The organism is Cephaloticoccus capnophilus, from assembly GCF_001580045.1.
Classification (GTDB): Bacteria; Verrucomicrobiota; Verrucomicrobiia; order Opitutales; family Opitutaceae; genus Cephaloticoccus; species Cephaloticoccus capnophilus.
On the sequence record NZ_LSZP01000009.1, the window covers coordinates 1 to 26,742 of the forward strand.

The 26,742-nt window shown below is 59.2% G+C and carries 21 protein-coding genes; 18 read left to right on the plus strand and 3 right to left on the minus strand.

Features of this window, described 5'->3' with window-relative positions:
• A partial coding sequence (locus AXK12_RS09215; protein ID WP_197456944.1) for a PEP-CTERM sorting domain-containing protein occupies positions 1–969 on the plus strand: 969 nt, incomplete at its 5' end.
• A gap of 223 nt (positions 970–1,192) precedes the next feature.
• On the opposite strand, the gene mntR is transcribed toward AXK12_RS09215, so the two are convergent.
• Positions 1,193–1,717 (minus strand): manganese-binding transcriptional regulator MntR, encoded by a 525-nt coding sequence (gene mntR, locus AXK12_RS01190; protein WP_082782543.1) that lies wholly within the window; start codon positions 1,715–1,717, stop codon positions 1,193–1,195.
• 121 nt (positions 1,718–1,838) lie between these two features.
• On the opposite strand from mntR, the gene AXK12_RS01195 reads away from it, so the two are divergent.
• The 16 genes from AXK12_RS01195 (at position 1,839) to AXK12_RS01265 (ending at position 22,611) form a co-directional block, all read left to right on the plus strand.
• Entirely contained in the window at positions 1,839–4,052 is a 2,214-nt protein-coding gene (locus AXK12_RS01195; protein ID WP_082782544.1) for a TonB-dependent receptor plug domain-containing protein, read from the plus strand.
• A gap of 216 nt (positions 4,053–4,268) precedes the next feature.
• Positions 4,269–5,261 carry a metal ABC transporter substrate-binding protein gene (locus AXK12_RS01200; RefSeq protein ID WP_269446577.1) on the plus strand — a complete coding sequence of 331 codons (993 nt, stop codon included), beginning with the start codon at positions 4,269–4,271 and terminating at the stop codon, positions 5,259–5,261.
• Positions 5,254–6,234, plus strand: coding sequence for a manganese/iron ABC transporter ATP-binding protein (locus AXK12_RS01205; protein WP_082782545.1), 981 nt, complete (start codon positions 5,254–5,256; stop codon positions 6,232–6,234). The genes AXK12_RS01200 and AXK12_RS01205 overlap by 8 nt, the downstream gene beginning before the upstream one ends.
• 102 nt (positions 6,235–6,336) lie before the next feature.
• Entirely contained in the window at positions 6,337–7,248 is a 912-nt protein-coding gene (locus AXK12_RS01210) for a metal ABC transporter permease (protein ID WP_068710956.1), read from the plus strand.
• Positions 7,235–8,104, plus strand: a complete 870-nt coding sequence (locus AXK12_RS01215; protein WP_068710957.1) for a metal ABC transporter permease — start codon at positions 7,235–7,237, stop codon at positions 8,102–8,104. Before AXK12_RS01210 ends, AXK12_RS01215 begins: the two co-directional genes overlap by 14 nt.
• A gap of 535 nt (positions 8,105–8,639) precedes the next feature.
• Complete coding sequence (locus AXK12_RS01220; RefSeq protein ID WP_197456945.1) at positions 8,640–12,143, plus strand: autotransporter-associated beta strand repeat-containing protein; 3,504 nt, start codon at positions 8,640–8,642, stop codon at positions 12,141–12,143.
• 931 nt (positions 12,144–13,074) lie between these two features.
• Positions 13,075–13,218: a PEP-CTERM sorting domain-containing protein gene (locus AXK12_RS09565; RefSeq protein WP_425479037.1), complete on the plus strand. Its 144-nt coding sequence runs from the start codon at positions 13,075–13,077 to the stop codon at positions 13,216–13,218.
• A 31-nt stretch (positions 13,219–13,249) separates the two neighbouring features.
• The gene (locus tag AXK12_RS01225) at positions 13,250–14,236 is read left to right on the plus strand and encodes an amidohydrolase family protein (protein ID WP_156468761.1); all 987 of its coding nucleotides are present in this window, start codon (positions 13,250–13,252) and stop codon (positions 14,234–14,236) included.
• Positions 14,237–14,256: 20 nt separating this feature from the next.
• Positions 14,257–15,264 (plus strand): ABC transporter substrate-binding protein, encoded by a 1,008-nt coding sequence (locus AXK12_RS01230; RefSeq protein WP_068710998.1) that lies wholly within the window; start codon positions 14,257–14,259, stop codon positions 15,262–15,264.
• Between the two features lie 28 nt (positions 15,265–15,292).
• Positions 15,293–15,754, plus strand: coding sequence for a RidA family protein (locus tag AXK12_RS01235; RefSeq protein ID WP_068710960.1), 462 nt, complete (start codon positions 15,293–15,295; stop codon positions 15,752–15,754).
• A gap of 597 nt (positions 15,755–16,351) precedes the next feature.
• On the plus strand, positions 16,352–17,122 hold the full coding sequence (locus AXK12_RS01240; RefSeq protein WP_068710961.1) for an SDR family NAD(P)-dependent oxidoreductase: 771 nt from the start codon (positions 16,352–16,354) through the stop codon (positions 17,120–17,122).
• Between the two features lie 61 nt (positions 17,123–17,183).
• Positions 17,184–17,906 (plus strand): SDR family oxidoreductase, encoded by a 723-nt coding sequence (locus AXK12_RS01245; protein ID WP_068710962.1) that lies wholly within the window; start codon positions 17,184–17,186, stop codon positions 17,904–17,906.
• A 137-nt stretch (positions 17,907–18,043) separates the two neighbouring features.
• Positions 18,044–18,937, plus strand: coding sequence for an ABC transporter substrate-binding protein (locus AXK12_RS01250; RefSeq protein ID WP_231863473.1), 894 nt, complete (start codon positions 18,044–18,046; stop codon positions 18,935–18,937).
• A gap of 133 nt (positions 18,938–19,070) precedes the next feature.
• Positions 19,071–20,060 carry an ABC transporter substrate-binding protein gene (locus AXK12_RS01255; protein ID WP_068710964.1) on the plus strand — a complete coding sequence of 330 codons (990 nt, stop codon included), beginning with the start codon at positions 19,071–19,073 and terminating at the stop codon, positions 20,058–20,060.
• 81 nt (positions 20,061–20,141) lie between these two features.
• On the plus strand, positions 20,142–21,590 hold the full coding sequence (locus AXK12_RS01260; protein ID WP_082782550.1) for a sugar ABC transporter ATP-binding protein: 1,449 nt from the start codon (positions 20,142–20,144) through the stop codon (positions 21,588–21,590).
• Between the two features lie 73 nt (positions 21,591–21,663).
• Positions 21,664–22,611 (plus strand): ABC transporter permease, encoded by a 948-nt coding sequence (locus AXK12_RS01265; RefSeq protein ID WP_068710966.1) that lies wholly within the window; start codon positions 21,664–21,666, stop codon positions 22,609–22,611.
• A 112-nt stretch (positions 22,612–22,723) separates the two neighbouring features.
• Here AXK12_RS01265 and argA read toward each other — a convergent pair whose 3' ends face one another.
• Together argA and AXK12_RS01275 are read right to left on the minus strand one after the other, a co-directional pair.
• Positions 22,724–24,070 carry an amino-acid N-acetyltransferase gene (argA, locus tag AXK12_RS01270; RefSeq protein WP_068710967.1) on the minus strand — a complete coding sequence of 449 codons (1,347 nt, stop codon included), beginning with the start codon at positions 24,068–24,070 and terminating at the stop codon, positions 22,724–22,726.
• Between the two features lie 86 nt (positions 24,071–24,156).
• Entirely contained in the window at positions 24,157–24,855 is a 699-nt protein-coding gene (locus AXK12_RS01275) for a hypothetical protein (RefSeq protein ID WP_156468763.1), read from the minus strand.
• A gap of 87 nt (positions 24,856–24,942) precedes the next feature.
• Here AXK12_RS01275 and AXK12_RS01280 point away from each other — a divergent pair, with 87 nt between their 5' ends.
• A complete protein-coding gene (locus AXK12_RS01280) occupies positions 24,943–26,739 on the plus strand; it encodes a proline--tRNA ligase (protein WP_068710999.1) in 1,797 nt (598 codons plus the stop codon).
• Positions 26,740–26,742 lie beyond the last annotated feature (3 nt).

The following is a 26,742-nucleotide window of genomic DNA, read 5'->3' on the forward strand; positions in this document are numbered from 1 at the left end:
ATAGATGATTCTGATGTTAATATAAACTCATGTCACTACCTTGGCGGCGATTGTTATTTACATAGTCTGAATATGTATAGCGGTAATCATGTGGGTATACAAGCCCCCTATAGGCTCACTATTGGTGAGGGTGGGATAGGCGTTTATGCATCGGCACCTGCGGCGTATATTTCAGGATCTGGAGTTCTTACTTCTAGTGAAAGTTTCTTGAATATCTGGCTTTGGGTAACTGGTGGAATGATTGATCCTTTACGGATTAACTCCGTCATTGCTGATAATGGGACAAATAAGGTAGGTCTGCGAATAAGTGGGACTGAGCATAGAAATTGGGTGGCTGCCGTATTGGGTGGAGATAAGAGTAATACCTTTACTGGGCCTGTCGAAGTGTCGGGGCAGTATAATGTGCTTTCGCTAGCTAAGACGAATGGGGCGATTGCGACTAGGGGAGATATTTTTATTAATAATCATGCGAAGCTGAATACGTGGGGTACTAGACAGATTGAGCGTAATTCAACCGTGCGATTGCGAGACGCCTTTTTCCAATTTGCCGATCATTCCGATGCAAGTTTTATAAAGGAGGAGTGCTTTCACAAGCTTGTGGCCGAGGGGAAGTCTTTTCTCCAGTTTAACTGGATAGGCCCACTGGGTAAGCGTTTTCTTTATTTGGACGATTTATCAATTGATAGCGGTGCTGAGCTAGTCGTCAGCGGCTGGGTAGAAGGCACTCACTTTTTCCTTGTTCGGAAGACGAGTAGCGGTCTTGAGGATGCTCTGAAGCGGATTGCCTTTGAGGGATATATCCCCGGGAGAACTCACCTTGAGCACTATAACGAAGATTACTGGATGATTTCGGGAACGCCGGAGCCTGCAACTTACGGGGCAGGCTTAATGTTAGCCGCACTCGGGCTTGTCTGCTATCGGCGGCGGCAAAAACAGCGCTCGGCGCGGCTGGCGGCGGGAGCGTATTAGTGATTTTTCCCTCCTCGTCCAAACGGGTTATCACTCTACTTTCTGCTCCCTGCCGCGTTGCGACAGGGAGAATACTTTCAAAAATTAGGGAATTGGTTTCGCCGCGAAGCGACGCGGCCAATTCCCTAATTAAATGGGAGTGGCAGCATGCCACCGCTCCACGCGCAGTGGGAAAAAGGCGTATCAGCGCGGCTCACGTTTCAAACGCGAACAGGCCCTACTGTCACTTTGCCGCCGCCAGTTTGGCGAAGGCGGCGAGGGTTTCGCGGCTGACGTGGTGCTCGATGCCTTCGGCGTCTTTTTGCGCGACGGCAGCGGGCACGCCTATGGCGCGCAGGAAGGCCTCGACGGTTTGGTGGCGCGCCTTGGATTCGGCGGCGAGTTGCTTACCGGTTTCGGTCAGGAAAATCGCGCGGTAGGGCAGTGAGCTTACAAAGCCGTCGCGCTGCATGCGGGCAATCGTGCGGTTAACGGTGACGTGGCTAACGCCGAGCTCTCGGGCGAGGTCGGTTACGCGGGCTTCGCCGGTCCTGGCGACGAGGTCGGCGATCGCTTCGACGTAGTCCTCGACCGTCTCTCGCGAATGCGCTTCGCGAGTACAGCGCAGCGCGGCGGCGCGCACGGGCTCGCGTTCACTCGCCGCTTTCTTTAACGCAGTAGCGCGGGCGCCGCCGGAAGTTCCGCGCCGTTTTTCGGGGCTTTTTTTGAGATTAGTGGCGGGAGAAATAGCGCGTTTTTCGGTGGCCATAGGAACGGAAGGGAAGGGCGGGGAAATCTGCTCAAAACGTAGCCGTAGATTCTCCTTGCTGTCGAAGTAAATAAAAGTAGCTGAGGCTACATTTAATTTCATGAGATACCTTTTAACATCTATGACTACCAAGTTAACCATACACTCATTTCGGCTAGGGCGAGCGGCCAGGACGCTCGTCTGGGGCGCTGCGCTCGGCGGTTTGGGAGCCGCTGCGTCGCTCTCTGCGCAGTCTGCTGCGACGGCAAAGGGGCTTGAAGTGGCCGACCAGTCCTCGGTCACTGCGCTAGAGCGGCTGCAGGTCGTCAGCACGGCGACGCGCACGGAGCGGCTGCTTTCGGAAGTGCCGATTCGCACGGAGGTCGTCACGCAAGAGGACATGCACATGCGCGGCACGTTTAACTTTTCGCAGGCGGTGGAGCTTTTTAACGGCGTGCGGGTCGAGAGCACTTGCCAAAACTGCAACACCTCGGAGGTGCTGATGCTCGGGCTCGGCGGCGCGTATAACCAAATCCTCTTCGACGGTGCGCCGCTGATGTCGGCCCTCGGGGGCGTTTACGGCTTGGAGCAAATCCCGACGGCCTTCGTCGACCGCATCGAAATCGTCAAAGGCGGCAGTTCGGCCCTCTATGGTGCGGGCGCGGTGAGTGGCGTGATCAACCTCGTACCCATCCAACCGCTGCGCAATGGCGGCTTCCTGCAGGCCGGCGTGGACGTGCAAAAGGGCGAGCCGATTTGGCTAGCCGATGGACGCCTCGACCGCGTTTTTGCGGGCGGCAAGGGCGGGCTCTCGCTCGTGTTCCAGTCCAGCCAAAACGACCCAATCGACTACGATGGCGACGACTACAGCGAGATTACGGAGAAGGAGCTGGGCGTGGTCGGTGCGCAAGTGTGGTTCGCGCCGACTGCGAAAACGCGGCTCCGCGCCAACTATCAATACACTTGGGAAGAGCGGCGCGGGGGTAATCGCTTCGACCAGCCCGAGTATCTGGCGAACATCGCCGAGTCGCTCCAGACCAAATACCATCGCGGCGGCGTGAGCTGGGAGCAGGACGTCACGGCGGACTTCGATTTCTCGATCGGCTACTCCTTTGCCTACATTGAGCGCGACAGCTTCTACGGTGGGCTAGGCGATGTGGTCACCGACCCGAACGCCCCGGGCTACGACCCCGACGAACTCGACCCGACGATTGCCGGCAGCGCGGCCTCCGACTCCTTCGGCCAATACGGCTACACGGAAGACCCGCTGCACTACATCGACTCGCAGTTTAACTACCGGCTCGAAAAGCACGCGTTCGCCGCAGGCATCCAGTACAAATGGGAAAAAGTGCGTGACTATAATCGCGACTTCCTCGGCAAAACGCTCGCGACCTTCGTCGATGACAGCTTCTCCAACGTGGGTTTCTACCTGCAAGATGAGTGGACGGCGACGCCCACGTTGAGCGTCGTACTCGGCGGTCGCGTCGATAAAAGCTCGGAGCTTGATGACGCGATTTTCTCGCCGCGCGTCGCGCTCGCCTACGAGGCCACGCCCACGCTCAAGCTGCGCGCCAGCGTCGCGACCGGCTTTCGTGCGCCCGGCGTATTCGACGAAGACCTACACGTGGACACGCTCGGAGCCGACCAAATCCGCATTCGCAACGACGCCGCCCTCAAGGAGGAACAGACGATCACCGGCATGGTCGGCCTAGAGTGGCGCAACGACCCGGCTAACGCGACCTGGGGCTTCGATGTCACGGCCTCGCTGACCGATATCGACGACACCTTCCTGCTCGGGCCCACCCTCACGGATCCAGTGACGGGCGACCTCTACCAAGTCCGCAGCAATGCCTCCGGCTCGCGTGTCGAAGGCGTCGAGGCGAACTGGGTTTACATACCCAACTCGCAACTCCGCTTCGAGCTGGGCGCGGCCTACTTCCAGTCCCGCTATGACGAAGCCGAAGACATTTTCGACGACACCGACGTTGGCGGCACGACCATCATCTCGACTCGCGATTACCTGATTACCCCGGAGTGGAGCGGCGTCGCCCAAGCGATCTGGACGCCCATGCCGGAGTTCAACGTCTTCCTCGGCGTCAAATACGTGGGCGCGATGGACGCGCTCCACAATCGCCTCGGCGAGCTGCGCCGCACGCCCGATTTCTGGGTGGTCGATTTCGGCTTCACCCGCCACTTCGATACGGGCAAGCACCACATCGATGTCACGCTCGGCGTGAAGAACCTCTTCGATGAGCGACAAAAAGACCTAGAGCGCGGCGCCGACCGCGATAACGACTACGTCTACGGCCCACGCTTCGCTCGCTCGTTCTTTATCACCGCGAAGTATCTCTTCTAGAGCGCGCTCGGGTCATCGCGTAGGGGGCCTCGGTTGCGGTGGCTGCTCTGCCATGTGTCGTCCCGCGACCGGTGCCCCACGCGCGCTCTTGTGAAGGTAAACAGTCGGCTAGCTCGAATGGGTTCTCGGGCTAGCCGACGATTTGTTTTTCGAACTCGCGCCGCAAGCTGCGCAGGCCGAAAAAAACAGAGCCCGGATGCGCCTTTGAAAAAAGCTATGACTACGACCACGAAATGCCCGAAGCCCTCTGTCGCCGCCGTATTAAAGTGCGCGGCGCGCGCGGCGATGCTCCTTTTCCTCGGACTTGTGGCCGCCTGCACGCCTCACCAAGACGATGCGGCCAGCGCGGCTGCAAACAGCGCCGCTAGCACGAAAGCGCCGAGCGCAAAGCTCCGCGTCGTGACGACCTTCACCATCCTCCAAGACCTCGCGCAAAATGTGGCGGGCGACTGCGCAGTGGTGGAGTCGATCACGAAGCCAGGCGCGGAGATCCACGGCTACGAGCCGACACCGCAGGATATTATTAAGGCGCAGCAGGCCGACCTCGTGTTGTGGAACGGGCTCGGGCTGGAGCTTTGGTTCGAGCGCTTTTTTGTCCGGCTAAAGGACGTGCCAAGCGTCGTCCTCAGCGCAGGCGTCACGCCGATCGCCATCGCGGAAGGCCCTTACTCGGGGCGGCCCAATCCGCACGCGTGGATGTCGCCCCGCGCGGCACTCGTGTATATCGAGAACGTGCGTGCGGCCTTAGTCGCGCACGATCCGGCCAATGCCGCCACCTACAACGCCAACGCGGCCGCGTACGGCGCACAGTTTGCCGCGGTGGAGGCCGACCTGCGTGCGCGACTGTCGCGGATCCCCGCCGCGCAACGCTGGCTCGTCACGAGCGAAGGCGCGTTTTCCTATCTCGCGCACGATTTTGGGATGAAGGAGCTGTTCTTGTGGGCGGTAAACGCCGACCAACAAGGCACGCCCCAGCAGGTAAAAAAGGTAATCGACGCCGTCCGCGCGAACGCGATCCCCGTGATTTTCAGCGAGAGCACGATTAGCGATAAACCCGCGCGGCAGGTCGCGCGCGAAACCGGAATCCGCTACGGCGGCACGCTCTACGTGGATTCGCTCACTGCAGCGGATGGGCCTGCGCCCACTTTACTACGCTTGATCGGTTACAACGCGGAGGTCATTTTGCGCGGCTTTAACCTTGATGACTAAAGCCGCCCGCCCGTCCGCCGAGCCTCTCCCGCCTGCCGCTGCTAACGGCTCCACCGCCTCGGCAGCGGGCGCGGGCACCTTGCTCGACCTGAGCGTCGAGGACATCACGGTGTGTTACCCAAATGGGCATGAGGCGCTGCGCGACACCAGCTTCCGGCTGGAGGGCGGGACGATTTGCGCACTGGTCGGCGTAAACGGCAGCGGCAAATCCACCTTGTTTCGCGCAATCATGGGCTTCGTGCGCCCGGCGAGCGGGCGCGTGCGCATCGCAGGCCGCAGCGTCCAATCTGCCCTCAAGGCCAACCTCATCGCCTACGTGCCGCAGTCCGAAGAGGTGGACTGGAGCTTCCCCGTGAGCGTGTGGGATGTCGTCCTCATGGGCCGCTACGGTTATATGAACTTCCTGCGCATCCCGCGTGCGCGCGACCGCGAAATCGCCGAGGAGAGCCTGCGCCGCGTGGGGATGCTGGAGTTTCGCGAACGCCAAATCGGCGAACTCTCCGGCGGGCAAAAGAAGCGCGTGTTCCTTGCGCGTGCGCTCGCGCAGCGCAGCCGAGTCATCCTCCTCGACGAGCCATTTACCGGCGTCGATGTGCAGACCGAGACGGCGATTATCGGGCTCTTGCGCGAGCTTTGCGCGGCGGGCCACTTGATCCTCGTCTCCACGCACAACCTCGGGGCGGTGCCCGAGTTTTGCGACTCGGTGGTGCTCGTGAATCGCACGGTTTTGGCGGCGGGGCCGACTGCGGAGGTGTTTACGCAAGACAACCTCGTGCGCGCATTTGGCGGTGTCTTGCGCCACTTCAAGTTCGACGAATCCACCGTGCAAAAACACGACGAGAAAGCGGTGACGCTGCTCACCGACGATGAGCGACCGCTCGTTTTCGGCAAAGGCGGACACCTCGAATACAGCCACCGCGCGGGTAAGGAAAACGTGATTGCCGAGCGCGCCGAGGAGGAGGGCGACCGCTAACCCGCGCGGGCGTTTGGCTCCATTTACTGTTTTTTTACCGCCGCCTCAAAAAAAGACCGCCGCCGCCCAAGCCCTTCTCTCCACACACGACGACTGCGTCACATGCTCGATTCCCTCCTCACGCCATTTCACTACGATTACATGCTGCGGGCGATTTTCGTCAGCGGGTTGATTGGCTGCGTGTGTGGATTCCTCTCCTGCTTCATCACGCTCAAGGGCTGGTCGTTGATGGGCGATGCCCTTTCGCACGCGGTCGTGCCCGGCGTGGCGATCGCCTATCTGCTCGGGCTGCCCTTTGCGGCGGGCGCGTTTGCGACGGGGCTTTTGGCGGCGGCGGGCATGGGCTTTGTGAAGGCGAAGACGCCGTTGCGCGAAGACGCGGTGATTGGCGTGGTGTTTACCGCCTTCCTCGCACTCGGGCTTTTGCTCATCTCGCTAAAACCGAGCGGCGTCGCGCTACAGACGATTCTCTTGGGGAATATTCTGGGTATCTCCGATTTCGATATTGTGCAGATCATCGGCGTCGCGGTGGGCGCGCTCCTAGTGCTCGGGCTCAAGTGGCGCGACTTGCTGCTCGTGAGCTTCGACCCGCATCAAGCGCGCACGCTCGGGCTCAATGTCGCGGGGCTTCATTTCGTGTTGCTCGCACTGCTCTCGGCGACGGTCGTCGCCGCGCTGCAAGCCGTGGGCGCGGTGCTCGTGGTCGCGATGCTCGTGACGCCGGGCGCGACCGCCTACCTGCTGACCGACCGCTTTGGGAAAATGATAACGCTGGCGATGACGATCGGTGCGGGCACGTCGCTCGTCGGGGCTTACGCGAGCTATTTTTTCAACGGCGCAACGGGCGGCTGTATCGTGACGCTGCAGACGCTGCTCTTCCTCGCGGTATTTTACGCCGCACCGAAGCACGGCTGGCGCGCCCAACGTGCGCCGCAGGCAGGGCGGCCCGCCCACCAAGCGGAGCGCCCGCCGCGATTTTTACCAAACGGAGGCGCCCCCGATGCTACTCGCTGACGCCCTCCTAGAGCCGTTTCGCTATCCCTTCATGGTGGAGGCCATGTTGGCGGGGGCCGCGATTGCGGCGGTCTGTGCCGTGCTCTCCTGCTACCTCGTGCTCAAGGGCTGGTCGCTAATGGGCGATGCGATTTCGCATGCCGTGCTGCCGGGGCTCGTGCTGGCGGCGGTGTTTGGGCTGCCGCTCGCGTTGGGCGCCTTCCTCTCGGGGCTCTTTTGCGCGGTCTCGGCGGGCTTTATCAAGGCCCACAGCCGGATCAAGGAAGACACGGTTTTGGGCGTGGTTTTCACGGGCCTGTTTGCGTTCGGACTGGTGCTTTTCACGAAGCTCCAAGTCGATATCCACCTCGATAAAGTCCTCTTTGGCAACATCCTCGGGCTGCTTCCGGGCGATCTGCACGCGACGCTGATTACGAGCGCAGGGGTGCTTGTCGTGGTCGTGGCACTACGGCGCGACTTGCTGCTTTTTTGCTTCGACCCGGCCCAAGCCCGCGTCATCGGGCTGCGCACAGGGCTGCTCTACTACTTACTGCTTTCACTGCTCGCGGTGACGATAGTCGTCGCGCTCAAGGCGGTCGGTATTCTGCTCGTGGTCGCGATGCTCGTGACGCCTGGCTGCGTCGGGTTTCTGAGTACTGCGCGCTTTGGGAAAATGCTCTGTGTCGCAGTCGGCTGTGCCGTGGGCTCTACGCTTTTAGGGATTTACGTGAGCTTTTTCCTCAACGCGTCCCCTGCGGCCTGCATCGTCCTCGTGCAAGTGCTCGTGTTCTTCGCGGCAATGGGGCTTAGAAAAAAGCGCGGGCTTTCCCCAAAAACGCGCTTTCCGGCTCTCGCCCAAATCCTAAACGCGAAATGAAAGCCTGCCTGAATGCTGGCGAGGGGCTCGCTGGCCACAGGTAGCGCTCGCCATCAATTCACTGGTGTTTGAGCCGCCCCACGCTGTTGAGGTGAAGACCCCCTATCGCCCATTTTTTTAAGAGGATTTGTTAGTGGAGCAAGATCGCAGCGTTACCGCAGCTTATACCGCCCCTAGTTCGCACTATTAGCTCGCAAGCTAAGTAAATCTACTAGGGTGATTTAACTCACTTTTTTAAGCTTCCCCTCAGATTAACTACTTAGTAGCTAAGTGGCTTTACCCACTGGTTAAACATCGTCATTCATGCAATTTTATGTTAAATAAAACGCAGGCACGCAGGCACCTGGTGCGGTGCGTTGGAGTAGTTCTACTTAGCTTTGCCTTATTAGGTTCTGTAGCCAGTGCTCAGTTGGTTCCGCCTGGGGCGACACAGTGGTGGCATAATGGGGATGGGGATTGGGAGACTGACTCCAATTGGAATCCGGGTATAAGCCCTTCGGATTTCCAGAACCCGGCGGACGTGTTGTTTAGCAGTGTGCCGAACCAAGGAGACCTTTCGGCGATTACGGTGAGCATGGAGCCCTGGGACTGGCCGAGAACACGGTCGTTGTGGTTCGATGCGGATTCGGGGATTAACTATACGATTAACGGCAGTACGCTCGATATAGGGTACGGGGTTCCGAGCGACGGGAATCTGGTTACGGTAAACTCCAGCGGTACAAAGGTCGTGGAGACCAATATCAACGGTACAGTCTATTTTTCCGCTAACACGGGATGGGATGGGTTTATTATCAACCATTCCCAAGGTGGGCTGCGGTTTGGGGGCCTGATTCAGGGTAGCCGCTACCTGCGCGTGTCCGGCAGTGGGGCGACGCACTTTGCCGGTAACCTCGATATTGGCGGTGGCATTGAGACGGTGCCCGGTTCTGGGACGCACTTGATCCTAAGCGGCGAAGCCCTCTACTACCTCAATCTCCGAGTGGGGGCAGAGACGCTTGTTTTTGTTAAGCGCAATAAGGCACTCGGCAGCGTGAATAGCTACTTAACCATCGATTACGGCGGCACGCTCGGAATCCGCTCTCACGTGGGAGAGTCGCTCAATTACAGCGAGCAGGCCACGCTCAATGTCAGCGGGCCGGGAGCTGTCCGCGCTTTGGGGCGTCCCGCTGTCGGTGCGATTTACCACGACGGGGGAGGCTCGCCTACCGACCTAAACCAATTCGCCGGCACCATCATTATGACCGGTGACACTACTTTCGGCGCACGCGGCGACGCGGGGGGGCTTCTCCTCAGCGGGGAGGTCTACAGCTCTACTTACCCGAGTAATGATTCGTTCAGCAAAGTCGGCTTAGGACTCATTACGCTGAGCAACCCCAATAACGACTGGACAGGCTCGACCATAATCTGGGACGGCGTGCTGCGCACTGCCATCGACACTACTTTCGGCGCTCCCCCCGGTAGCGCTATCCCTACCTTCAGCACGATATACCTAAAAGGCGGAATTCTCGAACTGGGGGACACTAACTTTAACGGAGTCCTCGGCTCAAAAATTCAATGGGGTGACGATTTCGGCAACGACGCCTCCGGCGGATTCTCCGCTTTCGGAGGAAACCGCTCAGTCGAAATCCAAAACTGGGCAGGCGGCCTCGCCTGGCTGACTTGGGGAGCCGGCGGTTTCGTCGGTAACAACCGCGCCTTGCTCCTCAGCTCCCGCTACGCCAACGCACAAATCGATTTTAAAAACCCAATTAACCTCGGCAACGGAAGCCGCGAAATCCGCGTCGAACGCGGCCACACCGACGCTCATGCGCGGCTCTCAGGGGCAATCACCGCCTCAGGCTTCGGACGCCTCGTCAAAACTGGCCCAGGAATGCTCTGGCTCACCGAACCGATAGACTACCAAGTCCAAGTTAATGAAGGCGTCCTACGCGGAACCCTCGGAGGCGGGTTCGGAAACAGCAATCTCCGCCTCAGCGGGGGAGTTTTTGGCCTAGACTCGGACTTCACAGGCTCCCTTGGCACAGGCCCAGGCCAAGTCATATGGGGCAGCGATTTCGGCCTCCCTGCCTCCGGCGGCTTCGCCGCTTACGGCGGCGATCGTATTGTAAGACTCAACAACACCCCCTTCTGGGCTGATATTGCGGGCCACCCCGGCTTCGTGCAACCAGACCAAGAACTCCGCTTCGGCCACTACACCGCTGACGGAACAGTAATATGGGATAAAGAGTTGAGCATCGAACGCATTCGCGTTGAACGCGGAAGAAATCCCAATGTCGCGGATGTCAGGTTTACCCAAGCAATCTTGCCAGAGTGGTTCTCCGGCAGTGAGATTAGGTTTGTAGGCGACGGACGGGCAGATATCACATCCCATATTGCTAGGACGACCCATGTCTCAGGCGTAGAGCTTCGGCTTCACGATGGAGGTATGATCTCCGGCAATAACGTATTTTTAAACATCCTCAACGGCGGTGTAGTGACCTTAGACAATCTCACCGGAAGTAATCACCCTGATCGACTCAACGACAGCTCCAAAGTTAGTGTCTTTCTCAGCGGCGGCACGCTGCGTCTCTGGGGCCAGCCCAATGGCACGTCCCAAGAGCTAGCAGACCCACTCCTTCTACAGAGCATTTTTCAAAGCAGCCCAGGAACGCTTGCCGCGAGCAACACCATCGAGTTAAAACACAACTCCACAGGCATCAGTGACTTCACCGAACTAAGATTCGCCTTCTTGTACAAAGAGGACTTTTTCACGCTCAACTACAGGACTTACGATCGTTTTAACGCTATCCTCGAGGACTTCAGCAAAGCTCGCTTGTCATTCACCTTCTGGAGTCCAAGCGATGCAATAAACCACGTCGCTACTGGCACGAAGATTACCCCGTGGGGAGTAGTAAACGGGCTAGATTTTATGACGCCCGTCGCAGCTAACGGCGTCACGGAGTTGAGGCCTGTTACCAACTACTATACGAACACCAACTCAAACAATTGGAACCCCAGTATAAACCTTTTTCTAGACGAATACAGCACCAGCACGCTCGTCGGTAACCGCGCCATCAACTCACTAAAGATCGGCGACGGAGCTTCACTAACGTCAAATGCAAACTATACGCTAACGATTAACTCCGGAGGACTCCTCGCGTACTCTGGAGAAGCGAATACTGGCGGGAGGCTCACTATTAGGACGGCGAACAACCGCCCGCTCTACGCTCATATTTACGGGAGTAGCTTAGGACTCACCGGAAGCTCAAGATTCGACGTTCCAAACTTAGTCAAAACCGGGCCTGGGGCGCTTAACCTTGGTTCCGCTGCAACCCATAACGTCCCCAATCTCTACATCCACGAAGGCACGGTAAACCTCAGCCAAGGCACCCTCCACGTAAACAATATATATATCGGCGACGGCGCAGGCCGAGACATCTTGGTCCTCCCTGCCAATAGCACCGACGCGCTCAGAAGGGCTACGGGCAGAACCTTCCCCAACGTATTTTTACGCGGCACACCCCACGGACTCGACCCGAGTAACGTATACGGCGGCGAACAAAGCGACCAAGCCATCCTCCGGCTCAGCGGAAACACCAAACAGCATTTAGCCGTACTAAATGTCATGGAACGCGGGACAATCGACTTCGCCGGTGGCGAGGTCGGGCTCGCTAACATCCTATGGATAGATCAACTGAATTTTCTCAATGCCGCCGGCAATTCTTATGATCCTAGCGCCCGGCTCTTCATCCGCAACTGGTATCAATACGAAGACTACTTACTCATTAGCCGGGGTTGGATTAATACCTACCAGCCCACACAACTCGCCGAATTCCTCAATCAAATCGTCTTTGACGGCTACCAAGACTTCCGGCTCGTAGCACTCGACTACGACTCCCAATACTACGCAATCACCCCCTTCAACCATGTCTCAGGAGTCCCCGAGCCTCAAACCTATGGCGCAATCCTAGCCGCAGTTGGGATCGGCATGGTCGTGTGGGCAAAACGTAGACCGGTGCGCCAAAGGGCGCGCCGGTCAGTAAAACAAGCTGAGGCTTGATTCCCTTAGCCGGCTCGTGCCTCGAGGCGCGGTAGCTTTACTTGCCCGCGTCAAACGCGAGCCGCGAGGCAGCCGCAGGCTGTTTTATTTTGCTGGCGCTGGCTCAGCGCGCGAGCGCAGGCGTCGTGGTTTATCCGGGCGAGGAGCGATTGCCTTTAGTGAAGGACACGGAAGCGATTTCCGTTGGTCGAAGTGATGGCATTATTGCACGAGAGCTAGGCGGGGAATAGTAGCGCCGATGCGGGCTTTTAGAATTGAGTGAGCTGAACTAGGTAGCCTGTTTCTATTTTATATCGGGCGGCCTGGTCGCTTCTTGGGCGCATGTTAACGGCTCATACTATCAGAGGCTTTCTGCTGTTTTTTATTACGCAGTTTATTACTGCCAGCCTGTCATACGCAAATCCCCCCCCCCCCTGGCGGAGATAGCGTAGAAAAGAAGAGCCCGAAGAGTAGTGTTTCTTTACACACTTCTGACGAGGAGGAGGATGAAGAACAAGATCCGCCAGATTCTCATAGGAGTAAATACCGTGAAGACTGGGGTAATATTCCTAATTTCGGCAATGTGACTCTTAATAAGAGAATGAATACGTTTTATCTGGGTAATCATCACACATCTAGGACTCCTTCCCTAGAAGTTTATACAGGGAGAGACGTATTGGCGACTGTATCTTTTGGTAGAGGCCAGAGTGGTGAACAGTGGTTCTATATTGATAATCTTTGGGTAAGTCCTGATTCTTTTTTGGAGTTCGATATTAGAGAAATGGGATATTCAGGAGGAGCCTTTGTTATGACCCGTTATGATTATAGTTCTATTATGCATCGGATTGGTTTTCTTGATAGCGAATTGGGAAGGCGTGGGGCTAGGTCCGAACATTGGCATGCTGGCTGGTATCGGATTTATGTAGATAAAGTTAGAGAGTGGACTCCGCCGATGGTTCCTGAGCCGAGCACGTATGGCGCGGTTTTATTGGGACTTGGGCTTGGGGTAGTTGTTTTAAAGCGACGAAGGGTTAAGAAAGGTCGGAGGGGGAGCGTGCTAGGGTCTGTTCCTGTTTCAAACGTGTCCGCGAGGTAAAGGCTGGCGCTGGCTCAGCGCGCGAGCGTAAGTGGCAGTGGTCACTGCCACGCCACTTGCCATGTTCATCGATGCCCATGTTCATCTGTATCCCGACGGGATTAACGGCGACCCGAGCGGCTGGGCGGAGCGCGCGGGCGAGCGGCATTGGGCGACCTTGTGCACGCGCCGCCGCAAAGGCGGTCAAGCTGTCCAAGGTTTCCCGAGCGTGGATGAGTTGCTGCGTACGATGGACGAGGCGGGCGTCGAGCGCGCGATTTTGCTCAGTTGGTATTGGGAGCACTTGGAGAGCTGCCGTCTGCAAAACCGGTTTTACGCGTCGTGCATCCACGCCTATCCCGACCGGTTTTATGCGTTTGCGAGTGTCCACCCCGGCCCGGGCGGGGCGGGGGAAAGCGCCGCGCTGGCGGAGCTCGACTGGGCGCGCGAACACGGGCTTTGCGGCGTAGGCGAGCTTTCGCCGCACTCGGTCGGCTGGGCGGTCGATGACCCGCTGCTCGCGGCCGTTTTTGAGCGGGCAGGGGACTGGGGTTGGCCTGTTAACCTGCACGTCACTGAGGCCGATTCGCGGCCTTACCCGGGGAAAGTTGAAACGCCTCTGAGCGACTTCCTGACACTCGCCGAAAGGCATCCGCGCACCCGATTCATCCTCGCCCACTGGGGGGCGAATTTGCCCCTCGTCGTGACCGGAAAACTGCCGAGCAATCTCTACTTCGATACGGCGGCTTCGCCCTTAATTTACGGGCGTGGGAAAGCCAGCGGAGCAGCAGGGCGGGGGGACCCGGTCAGCTCGCCAAATGAGTCGCTCGAAGGGCCGTGGCGAAAATTCGTAGACACTGTGGGCGCGGATCGTGTCCTCTTTGGCTCGGACTATCCGCTCAACCTGTATCCCGCGCTAAACGCCCGACCGGAAATGCGCCGGTTTGCAGACGAGTTTCGCGAGCAGTGGGGGCTCACACCTGACGAAATCCGCGTCATCGGCGGCGATAATGCTCGAAAGCTATTGGGGCTGCGTTGAGCGTCTGCGGCTTTCGTTTTATGACCTTTCCCTTGCGACTTCTTTCGTTCGTTTCCAGTTGCGCGTTGCTGGTTGGCTGCGGGCCGACCGATCAAAGCGCCCCCTCTAAAAATGCGGACGAAGCAGCCGCCGGGCTTACGCCGGTTATCATGCAGACGGACTGGTTTCCACAGGCCGAGCACGGCGGGTTTTACCAGGCATTGGCGCGCGGGTTTTATCGCGAAGCCGGGCTCGATGTGGATGTGCGCCCCGGCGGGCCGAGCTCGCATGTGCGACTGCGTGTCGCGCGCGGTGATGCCGACTTTGGGCTGCTGCGTAGCGACGATACGGCGATGGCGATTTCGCAAGGGCTGCCGCTGGTGATGGTCGCTGCGTCGCTGCAGCACGACGGCGAAGCATTACTCGTCCACGCCGATAGCCCCGTGCAGGATTTTAGCGATCTCGACGGGCAGACCGTCATGGCGCCGCTGAGCATGGTGTGGGTTTCGTATATCCAAAAAAAATACGACGTGGTGTTTAAGCTCGTGCCGACAACTTACGGGCTGGCGTCGTTCTTCGCAGATCCCGCGCTCGTGCGAAGCTGCTACCTGACGAGTGAGCCTTTCTTGGCGCAAGAGCGCGGCGTGCCTGTGCGCGCGCTCCCGCTCATCGATGCAGAATACGACGCCTATGCGGGCGTGGTCGTGCGGCGCGAGCTGGTGCGAAGCTCGCCGGAGCTGGTCCGCGCCTTTGTCGCGGCGACGCTGCGCGGTTGGGAGGACTATCTAAACGGCGACCCCAGCCCCGCCGACACGCTGATTTTGGAGCGCAACCCGCAGATGTCACAGGGGCAGCTCGACTACTCGCGAGCGGCCTTGATCGAGCACTCGATGGTCGCAGGTTTCCCCGAAAAAGGGGAGCGCATCGGGGCCATAGATATGGGGCGCCTCCAGCACGAGATTGACCGACTGCGCGAATTCGACGCGCTCGCCAAAGCACTGTCCGCAGAGGACATCGCCACTTTAGAGTTTCTGCCAGCGGCTAAATAACCTCAACGAATAGGCCTCAGCAATTTCTATGAATCCCGAACAAAAACTCGCTTCACTTGGCCTCTCTCTGCCCAACGCGCCTGCGCCTGTCGCCAGCTACGTGCCCACCGTGCGCACCGGAAACCTGCTCTACTGTGCGGGCACGATTTGCATGGTTGACGGCCAGATGACGCACACCGGCCAAGTCGGCAAAACTCAGACGCTCGCCAGCGGGGCCGAGGCCGCACGAGTCTGTGCACTTAATACCCTCGCCAACATTAAGGCCGCTGTCGGCTCGCTCGACCAAGTGGCGCGGATCGTCTTCGTGAGCGGTTTCGTCAATGCAGTCGATGGCTTCGAGGACAGTCCGGCAGTCATCAATGGCGCGAGCGACCTCTTCGTAAACGTGTTTGGCGAAGCAGGAAAACACGCCCGCGCCGCAGTGGCGGTAAACGGCCTGCCCAAAGCCTCGACAGTCGAAATCCAAGTCGTGGTGGAACTTAAGGACTAGGTTCCACTACGCGTGGGGCGGCAGCGTGTCGCTGCATCCATTCAATTTGGGATTTCTCCTCGCGCTATCGCGCGAAAGCGAAATCCCAAATTTGAAAGTACTCTCCCCTGTCGCGTTGCGACAGGGAGGGGAAAGTAGAGTGATAACCCGTTTGGGCGAATTGGGAAAAATCACCAGTAAACTCCCGCTTCCGAGTTTGGGGGCCTTTCTACCGAACGCTTGGCTGCCGTGCGTATGCACGGCAGCCAAGCGTTCGGTAAATGGGTGCAGCGACACGCTGCCGCCCCACGCGCAGTGGGAAAAAGCGTATCAGCGCGGCTCGGAGAGCGCTAACTGGCGCTTAGTATTTTTACCTAACAGATTGTTATTTACTCGGTTATGAAATCGGGATGCGTTTCGGGTGAGCGCTTCTTCAGCGTGCGAGCGATACCCCCGCTAACCCCTAACCCGACCCCTACGTATCCTGCGCCTCGGCGGCATCTCGTGTTTATACCGCAGTAAGCGCTGCTTCCCTTTTTTGGATTTTGAGGCCGCTTCGCACAAGTGGAAGGCTAGCTCCAAGCAACTCAGTAAAATCCCCTAAAACTGACTGTTCTTATGTCCCAATCGTATCTCGAACACTATAATCTCTCAGGACAAAGTGCGCTGGTCACTGGTGCAGGGAGAGGAATTGGAGCGGCTTGTGCGCAAGCGCTCGCCGAAGCGGGGGCCCATGTACACTGTGTTGATCGCAATGCGGAGAGGGTGGCGTCACTCGTCGAGCAGCTGCATGCTGCAGGCTATCGGGCGAGTGCGCATGCGCTCGATGTGCGGGAGACCGATGCGCTCGACCGCTTGGCGGACACAGTCCCAGCACTTGATATTTTGGTGTGTAATGCCGGTATTGCGCACAATGCGCCTGCCCAAGACTTGAGTGATGAGGATTGGCAACAGGTCATTGATATTAACTTAACCGGAGTATTTAAAACGTGTCGGGCATTTGGTCGTCGTATGATCGAGGCAGGACGCGGATCGATTATTAACCTCGGCTCCATGTCGGGACTAATTGTCAATCGTCCTCAATTTCAATCTCACTACAACGCGTCGAAAGCGGCGGTGCACCAATTTACTAAGTCACTGGCGGTGGAGTGGGCCGCGTATGGAGTGCGCGTAAATGCGGTCGCGCCCGGTTATATTCGCACTGCGATAGTGGATATGGTCGCAAGCCAAGACCCCGCAATGCTCGGCCAGTGGGTGGATGGCACACCGATTAAGCGCTTGGGTGAACCCGAGGAAATCGCTTCCGTGGTGCTCTTCTTGGCCTCTCGTGCCTCTAGCCTCCTCACTGGTTCTATCCTATCGGCAGATGGTGGCTATACCGCTGTGTGAAAGCCCAACCCGAGCGCGCGACATCGGCCCGCATCGCCTCCCGCCTTTAACCTATAATACCGTGAAGCAGTCTCTCTCTGGAAAATTCGCCGCAATTACAGGAGCCACTTCGGGTATCGGGTTGGCAACTGCGCGGACTTTAATCAAAGCAGGGGCGACCGTAGTTTTTATTGGGCGCAACGAGCAGGTTCTCAATGAAGTCTGCGATGGGCGAAGCGCGCTTCCTCTAGTGGCCGACTTAAGTCAGCCCGAACACTGTGAGCAGCTAGCGGATCGGCTATTAACGTTAGTCCCGCATATCGATATATTTCATGCCAACGCAGGCGTTTATGTCGGCGGGGATTTGATTAATGCTAGCCTAGAGCAGATCGATCAGCTCCTTCAGGTAAACGTTAATGCAGTAATAAAAAACGTTCGCTCAATAATGCCTCACATGATGGAGCGAAAGACGGGCGATATTATCATAACGAGTTCTCTTGCCGCGCACTGTGCGGTCGCGTGGGAGCCAGTTTATTCGGCCTCGAAATGGGCAATCAATTCTTTTGTCCAAGTGATGCGGCGGCAGCTCTTGCCTTATGGGATACGCGTTGGCGCAGTCTCTCCCGGGCCAGTAGATACGCCTCTGGTTTCTGACGGGCCAGAGGGGACGCTAAAACAAGCCAAGGCTAATGGGAGTATTATCGAGGCGGACTTGGTGGCCGACGCGATTCTCTATATGTTAACTCGCCCGCGTTGTATGACGATTCGCGACATGGTGATTATCCCCAGTCGCTTTGATCTCTGATTTCTTACCCCCAAAAAAAACCTATGAAAGCTAAAACCCCTATGAAAGCTATAACTAGGATAGTTGCCCTGATTGTTCTTTGTATCGCCCCATTGGCTGTGAAGGCAGCCTCTCCAGAAAGTTATCGGATCGCTGTCGTGCCTAAAGGCACTTCGCACGAGTTTTGGAAGTCAGTGCAAGCCGGACTCGTCAAGGCGCAGCGCGAGTTTGCCGAGCAAGGCGTCACGGTGGACATCCTGTGGAAAGGCCCGATCCGTGAAGATGACCGCGAGCAGCAAATCCAAGTCGTGGAAAACTTCGTCGCGCGCCGTGTCGATGCACTCGTGCTCGCCCCGCTCGATAGCCGCGCGTTGGTGCGTCCCGTCGAGCTTGCTGCTCAAGCAAAGATCCCTGTTGTGCTAATCGACTCAGGGCTCGACTCGGACATCCCTATCAGCTCGGCCTCGACCGATAACTATAACGGCGGCGTGATCGCGGCCCGACACTTGGCCAAGCTGCTTGGCGGTAAGGGCAAGGTGATCATGCTGCGCGACGTGGCGGGCTCCATGAGCACGGGGCTGCGCGGAGATGGCTTTGCCGATACCATCGCAAAGGAGTTTCCCGAGATCGTCCTCCTTTCGGGTGATCAATACGGCGGGCCAACCCGCGATACGGCTTACCGGATGGCGCAAAACTTGCTCAATCGCTACGGACGCGAGGTAGACGGCGTGTTCTCGGTAAACGAGCCTACTGTGGTCGGCATGTTGCTCGCGCTGCGCGACTCGGGGCTAGCGGGTGGGCGCGTGCAGTTTGTGGGCTTCGATGCCGCGACGCCCCTCATCGAAGCCTTACACGCCGGCGACATCCAAGGGCTCGTTGTCCAAGACCCGCTCAAAATGGGCTACCTCGGCGTGAAGAGTGCGGTGGCCGTGCTGCGTGGCGAGGCCGTGCCCCAGGTCATTGACACCGGTTGCACGATAGTCACCCCGGAGAATATCAACGAGCCGCAGGTCGATGCGCTGGTTCACCCGCCGCTCTCGGAGTATTTATAGGCGATATTACTAGAAGTGCCGCGCTTCGGGAACGAGTCGCCGTTAATCTGTTCTATCACCGATAGTCATAACAATCATACGCCGCCCTGTCCTTGCTTTCAGCGGCGGCTTCCAACCCTCAAGCAAACCAGTGATGAAAAAACTACCCCTCGCCGCGGCAACACTCCTCGCGCTTTGCGCTATGTTGCCAATTACGACCCAAGCCGCTCCCGAGCGTTACCGAATCGCTGGAGTGCCCAAAGGCACCACCGATGAGTATTGGAAAAGTGCCAACGCGGGCATGGTGAAGGCGCAGCGCGAGTTTGCCGAGCAGGGCGTCACGGTGGACATCATGTGGAAAGGCCCGATTCGCGAAGACGATCGCGAGCAGCAAATCCAGGTGATGGAAAACTTCGTCGCGCGCCGCGTCAGCGCGATCGTGCTGGCCCCGCTCGACGGCACCGCGCTCGTGCCCTCGGTCGAGCTGGCGACTCGTGCAAAAATCCCCGTCGTGCTGATCGACTCCACGCTCGATAAGGACGTGTATGTGAGCGAGGCCTCGACCGATAATTACCAAGGTGGCGTCATTGCGGCGCGCCGCCTCGCCGAGCTACTCGATGGCAAAGGCAAGGTCATCGTCGTGCGCGTGGTCCCTGGCTCGACGAGTGTCGAGGGCCGCGTAAATGGCTTTCTCGATACGATTAAGGAGTTTCCGGAGATCGAGGTGATTTCCAGCGACCAGTATGCGGGGCCCTCGCGAGACACGGCCTACCGCACTGCACAAAACCTCATCAACCGTTACGGTCACCAAATCGACGGCATCTTTACGCCCAACAACAGCAGCACTTCGGGGACGCTGCTCGCGCTCGCCGATGTAGGCCGCGGCGGCGGAAAGGTGAAGCACGTAGGCTTCGACACCGATAAGCAATCGGTCGCGGCGCTGCGCGCGGGCGATTTACAGGGCCTGATCGTTCAAGACCCGCTCAACATGGGCTACGTCGCGGTTAAAACGGCCATCGCTAAACTGCGTGGAGAGGAAATCCCCAAGCTCATCGACACCGGTTGCACGCTCATCACTGCGGAAAACATGGACGACCCGGAGATCAACGACCTGCTGCACCCTCCGCTCGATAAGTATCTCTGAAATCCCCCTCAATGGCGGGCCGCCAGCAAAGGGTCGTGCCCCTGCACCGGCCCGCTAATGCAACAGCCTGCGACTGCTCCTATGTCCCTACGACTCAAACTCACGGGCATCAAAAAAGCCTTTGGTGCGACGCGTGCGCTCGATGGCGTCTCGCTCGAAATCGGCGAAGCCGAAGTCCACGCGTTGATTGGCGAAAACGGCGCAGGAAAAAGCACACTAATGAAAGTGCTCAGCGGCGTCATCCAGCCGGATGCGGGGACGATGCAGCTCGAAGGCCACGCGTACGCGCCTGCGGATACACTCGACGCGCGCCGTCACGGGGTGGCGATGATTTATCAAGAGCTGAGCCTCGCGCCGCATCTCAATGTTTGGGAAAATATAGGCCTCGGGGCGCTCCCCAATCGCGGTGGCTGGATTGACCGCCCCGCCGCCCGCCAGCGCGCGCGCGAGGCACTGGCCCGACTCGCACACGAACACCTCGACCTCGAACGCGCGGTCGCCGACTTCTCGATCGCCGAACAGCAAATTATCGAAATCGCCCGTGCGCTGCTTTCCAACCCGCGCGTCCTCATCATGGACGAGCCGACAAGCAGTCTCACGCAGGCGGATACACGAAAGCTCTTTGAGGTCATCGCACAGCTCCGTGCCAGTGGCGTGAGCATCATCTACATCAGCCACTTTTTGGAAGAAGTCCGCGAAGTCGCCCAGCGCTACACCGTCCTCAAAGATGGGCGGACAGTTGGGAGCGGAGTGATGGCCGACACTCCGCAGAGCGAGATTTTACGGATGATGGTCGACCGCGATGTCTCCGAGCTTTACCCGCAGCGCAGCGCAAAACTCGGCCCGCCGCGCTTCACCCTCGAAGGCGCAGGCGGCCCGCTCACCGTCCACGAAGGCGAGATCCTCGGCATTGCGGGCCTCATCGGCGCAGGGCGCACGGAGCTGCTCCGCGCAAACTTCGGGCTCGACCCGAGCGCGCACGTCAAAGGTCGCCCAAACCCGCGTAAACGCTGGCGCGAGCGAGTCGGCTTCTTGAGTGAAAACCGCAAAGAGGAAGGGCTGATGCTTGTCCTCTCGCTTGCGGAAAACATCGGACTGACGAAATACCCCGAACTCGCCCGGGCGGGCGGCTACCTCGCGCCGCGCCGCTTGCTCGGGATGGCCACGCCCTGGCTCGGCACACTTGGGATAAAGGCGCGCGCCTCGGAGCAAGCGGTGGGCGACCTCTCCGGCGGGAATCAGCAAAAAGTCGCGCTTGCTCGGCTCATGGAGCATCCCGCCGAAGTGCTCCTGCTCGACGAGCCTACGCGCGGGATAGATGTCGGCAGCAAGGCGCAACTGTACCAAGTCATCGCCCGCCTCGCCGAGCAGGGTAAGGCGATCGTCGTCGTCAGTTCTTACCTGCCGGAACTCTTTGGACTCTGTGACCGAATCGCCGTCATGCGCGGTGGCGCGGTCGTCGCCTGCAAGCCAACTCCCGAATGGACGGAGCCCGAGCTGATGAGTGCCGCCGTGGGTGTTTCTGCATAAAAACGCGACTCATGGCGCACGCTGCATCCCATTTTCCACGATACACCTATTTCCCTAAAACCCTGCTTTAGCCGTGAACAAAATTTTAAGCAAATTTGGCCCCTTTCTTGGACTGCTCCTCGTCATCGCCCTGTTCTCCATCCCGGGCGAAGTGCGCGAGTACTTCCTTTCCGTTTCCAACTTTAAAATCATCCTCACCCAGACCGTCATTGTGGCACTCGCCGCGCTCGGGATGACGATGATTATCGTCAGCGGCGGTATCGACCTCAGCGCGGGCTCAGTGATTGCGTTTACGAGCGTCATCGGCGCCTTGGGGCTAAAACACGGTTGGTCGGCTTGGGCGGTCGTGCCCACCGTCGTTGCCAGTGGTGCCTTCCTCGGGCTGCTCAATGGATCGGCAATCGCGGGGCTGCGCATGACACCCTTCATCATCACGCTCGGCATGATGGGAATCGCGCGCGGTGCGGGTAAATGGATGGCGAGTAACGAGACGGTAAACTACACCAATCCGGCAATTAACGGCTGGATGACTACGGCGGATCCCTACGACCTGAGCATGCCGCCGGGAGCGTGGGTGGCGGTCGCACTGGCGATCGCGACGGCGATTTTTATGCGCCGCACCGTCTTTGGCCGGCAGATTTTTGCCATTGGTTCAAACGAAGCCACGGCACGGCTTTGCGGTGTGAACACTGTCGTGACCAAGGCGCTGATTTACACGATTGCGGGTGGCTTCTTCGGGCTGGCTGGGCTGATGCAATTGGCGCGGCTGCGTCAAGGCGACCCCACCGTGGCAATCGGTGTCGAGCTCGACATCATCGCGGCAGTCATCATCGGCGGTGCGAGTTTGAGCGGCGGCGCGGGCAGCATCCTTGGGACGATGATTGGCGCGCTGATTATGTCAGTGCTGCGCAACGGCTCACAGCAGATGGGCTGGCCGACCTATTTTCAGGAAATCATGATCGGTGTGGTGATTATCGTGGCGGTGTTCCTCGACCGGCTCCGCGCCCACAAGAGCGCGTAAGGGTTTTGCCTTACGCCTTACGCGCCCTGTGGTTTTCGCCACTCGCCCGACCGGAATCTCTGCCTATTGAGGGGCTGTGTTTCCGCAGATGCGGCGTGCGCCGCCGGTGCGCTTACAGCGTGCGCGCTAGGACTTTTGCGTTGCGGCCGCTTTCTTCGTGTTGGCGGAGGCGGGCCTCGGGCAGGATAGACTTGTCCACTTCGCTAAAGCCGAGGTTGTTGGTGAAAAAGCCGTAGCTCTGGGTCGAGAGCGCGAGGATTTTCGAGGCCCCTTGTTTCTTTGCCATGAGGCAGGCGTACTCGACCAGTTTGCGGCCAATGCCGCGATTTTGGTAAAATGGCAGGACGTAGAGTGCGCCGAGTTCGGCGAGTTTGGGCGCGCCGGCTGTGTCGGGCGGGTAGAGGATGAGGGTCACGCAGGCGATGATGTTCTCGTCGATTTCGAAGACGTAGAATTGGTCGATCGTCTTATCAATCGCCTGCTGGGTGCGCTGGACGAGCTCTTCGCGCTTCACCGCGCTGCGCGTGAGGCTGTAGATGAAGCGGACGTCGCGGCGGTTGGCTTTGCGGATTTGTTGGTAGTCGTTGCCGTAGATGAGGGTGCCTACGCCTTCGCCGGAGAAGATTTCGTTTAACAGGCCATCGAGGAGTCGCCCGTCGACGATGTGCACGCGCGGGGTGCCGTTATCGATGGCGTAGACCGCGTGGCGGGCCTTTGAGCGGCACTGCTCGGCGAGTTGATCGGGCGCGCGGTCGAGCTGGGCACGCAGGGCTTCGATGGCGATTTGAGGTTGCACGGTGCCGCCGATTTCGAGGCCGGGGTGTGGGGTGAGGTAGATGATCTTTGTCGCGTGGAGGGCTTTGGCGAGCTCGGCGGCGAGTAGGTCGGAGTTGACGCGCAGCGAGCGACCATCGGGGCCGAAGGCGAGCGGCGAGACCACGGGGATGACTTGGCTGTTTATCAGCGAGTGCAGGAAGTCCTTGTCCACGCGATCGACCTTGGCGGTGAACTGCTGGTCGATGCCGCGAATGATGCCGACAGGGAGCGCGCGCACGGCGTTGGTGCTCGCGCCTTTGAGATTGTTTTGCGCCAAGCCTTCGAGGATGAGGTGCGAGACGCGTGCGCTGGCGCGGATGGCGAGGTCGAGAGTCGGGGCGTCGGTGATGCCGGTGCCTTCGACGTCGGAGAGGGGGACGCTGCGCAGTTGGGCGAGTTCGCGCAGCTGCTGGCCGATGCCGTGGGCGATCACGACTTTGATGCCGAGGCTGCGCAGCACGGCGACATCGACGAGGAGGTTGCCGAAGTTATCGTCGGCGACGATGGAGCCGTCGAAGGCGATGACGAAGATCTGGCCTTGGAAGCGCGGGACGTATTGGAGAATGCCGCGCAGGTCGGTGGGCTTAATCGTGGCGGCCAGTGCGGCAGCCTTGGCGGTCGCGAGTGCGGGCGTGGCGGACATGGCGAAGGGCGTCTGTGGGTTGGGGGAGGAGGCTGCGGAGCTGCGTGAAGGGAAACGGGAGTGGGCGGCTTCGGCAAAATGCAAAGTTAGCGCGGCTCAGCTTCGTAGACCTTCAGGCCCCAGAGCATCGACTCCTCTGCACCGATGAGTAGCCCCGTGTAGCGGCCGGGCTTGAGCGGCACCTTGGGGGCGATCAGCCACTTCCGGTATTCGACGTGTTCGGCGTCGAAGTCGTCTTCAGGGGCATCGGGTCCGGCGAGTTCGACGACCAGGAAGATCTGGTTTCCGTGCACGTAGAGTTGCGCGGCCACTGGTTCGGCGCTCGCGTAAAAGCGGGCTTTAAGGACGAAATCGCCGCCTTCGTGGAGGTCGGCGGGGCCGAGCGAAGTGCTCGTCTCTCTGATTAAGTGCGGCGGCTCAATCAGTGCGGCGGCCAAATTTTCGGGGAGTCCGCCTTCTGCGGTTCGCGTGATTAGCGCGTAGAGCGTGCGTTTGTTGGCGGGGTTTTCCGCGTAGTCGGGGAAGTCGGGCTCCTTGTTGAGCGGGCGCGAATCTGTTGCATCGCGGATTTCGAGCGGGATGCGTTGAAAACCGGCTTCGAGGAGTTGGTGGATTTGGGCGCGTGCTTTCAAGTCGTTGTAGGGTTCAAAGGCGTGGCCGGGTTTGCGGTATTGGAGCGTCACAAAGGTGTAGGCGGCGAGGCAGGGCAGGAGTGCGAGGACGATCCACTTCATGGGCCAAGGCTCGGGAGCGGCAGGCGGCGTGTTGTTGGGGGGCGTCTTCATAAAAGCGGCGAGTAACGGGATGCGGTCTTCCGCCGGCAAATACATTTGCTTGCGCTAGGGCGGGCCGCTTGCCTGCGCGGCTTCCCCATGAAGTTTTGGTCCCAGTTTTTCATTCCCACTCTCAAGGAAAGCCCGGCGGATGCCGAAATCGCGTCGCACAAGCTGCTCGTCCGCGCGGGGCTCGTGCGCAAGCTCGGTGCCGGGCTTTACACGTATATGCCGCTCGGACAGCGCGTGATGCGTAAGCTCACTGAGATTTGCCGCGAGGAGATGGATCGGGCAGGGGCGATCGAGTTGTGGATGCCGCACTTGCATCCCGCAGAGAGTTGGGAGGCTGGGCCGCGCTGGGCGGCGGGCCGCGAAATCATGTTTCGTGTCGATAGCGCGGGTGAGGGGGCCGCTGCGAAATTGCCGCGTGAGCCGGAACTCGTCCTCGGGCCGACGCACGAGGAGATCATCACCCCGCTCGTCAAAAACGAGATTACGAGCTACCGCGATTTGCCGAAAAATTTTTATCAAATCGCCACCAAGTTTCGGAACGAAATACGGCCACGCTATGGCCTGATGCGTGGCCGCGAGTTTGTGATGATGGACGCTTACTCCTTCGACGCGGACGAGGCAGGCGCGGCTCAAAGCTACGAGGCGATGAAGCGTGGGTATGAGGCGTTTTTTAAGCGCATCGGGATGCACGCGATTGCGGTCGAGGCCGATACGGGGGTGATGGGCGGGAGCTTTTCGCACGAGTTCATGGCTCCGGCGGAAATCGGCGACGATGACATCATTTACTGCGAGGCGAGCGGCTACGCGGCCAATCGCGAGAAGGCGACGAGTGCGCTGGTGCCCGCCGATTTGGCGGACGCTGCGCCAGTAGGCGAAGTCGAGAAGTTCGCGACGCCGGGAGCTACGACGATCGCCGCGCTAGAGGCTGCGCCCTACGGCGTGCCTGCTTCGGCGCAATTTAAGACGCTCGTCTATGTCGGCGACGGGCAGCCCTTCGTCGTTATTCTGCGCGGCTGCGATGAGTTGGAAGAGGCCAAACTCGGCGCGCTCGGCTTCACGCTGGTGCGGCCCGCCACGCCGGAGGAGATCGAGCCGATCATGGGCGCGAAACCTGGGAGCCTCGGCGCAGTTAAGGGCCGTATCCAGAAACCGGATGCGCTGGCGGGGATCTTTGCCGACCACGCCATTCGCTTAATTGGCAACGGCACGACGGGGGCGAATGAAGACGGCTACCACTTGCGCAATGTGAATGTCGGGCGCGACCTCGCAGTGACGCGCTTTGGCGACTTCCGCCGCGTGCACGAGGGCGAGCCGTGTCCGCGATCCGGACAGCCGCTCAAGAGCCGCCGCGGGATTGAGGTCGGCCACATATTCGTCCTCGGGACAAAATACTCGGAACGATTTGGTGCCGTTTACACCGATGCCGAAAAGCAGACACACCCGATGGTCATGGGCTCTTACGGCATCGGCATCGGTCGAGTGATGCAGGCGCTCATCGAGCAAGACCACGACGGCGACGGCATTCGCTGGCCTTGGGCAGTCGCGCCGTTCCAAGTGCTTGTCACCTTGCTTGACCCGAAGGACGAGGCGGCGGCGGCAGTGGCTAAAACGCTGGCCGAGGCCGCCGAGCGTGCCGGAGCCGATGTGCTCGTAGACGACCGCGACGAGCGACCAGGCGTGAAGTTTAAAGATGCGGACTTAATTGGGATTCCGCTGCGGCTGACGGTTGGCGGGCGCGGCTTGAAGGAAGGCGTTGTGGAGTTGAAGTGGCGCAGCGCCGTCGCGAATCAGGGCTCGACCGAAGCGCGCAAAATCCCGCTTGCTGAGGCCGAAGCGGTAATCGCTGCCGAGGTTTCGGCGGCAGCCGCAGTGGCAGCAGACTGAAGC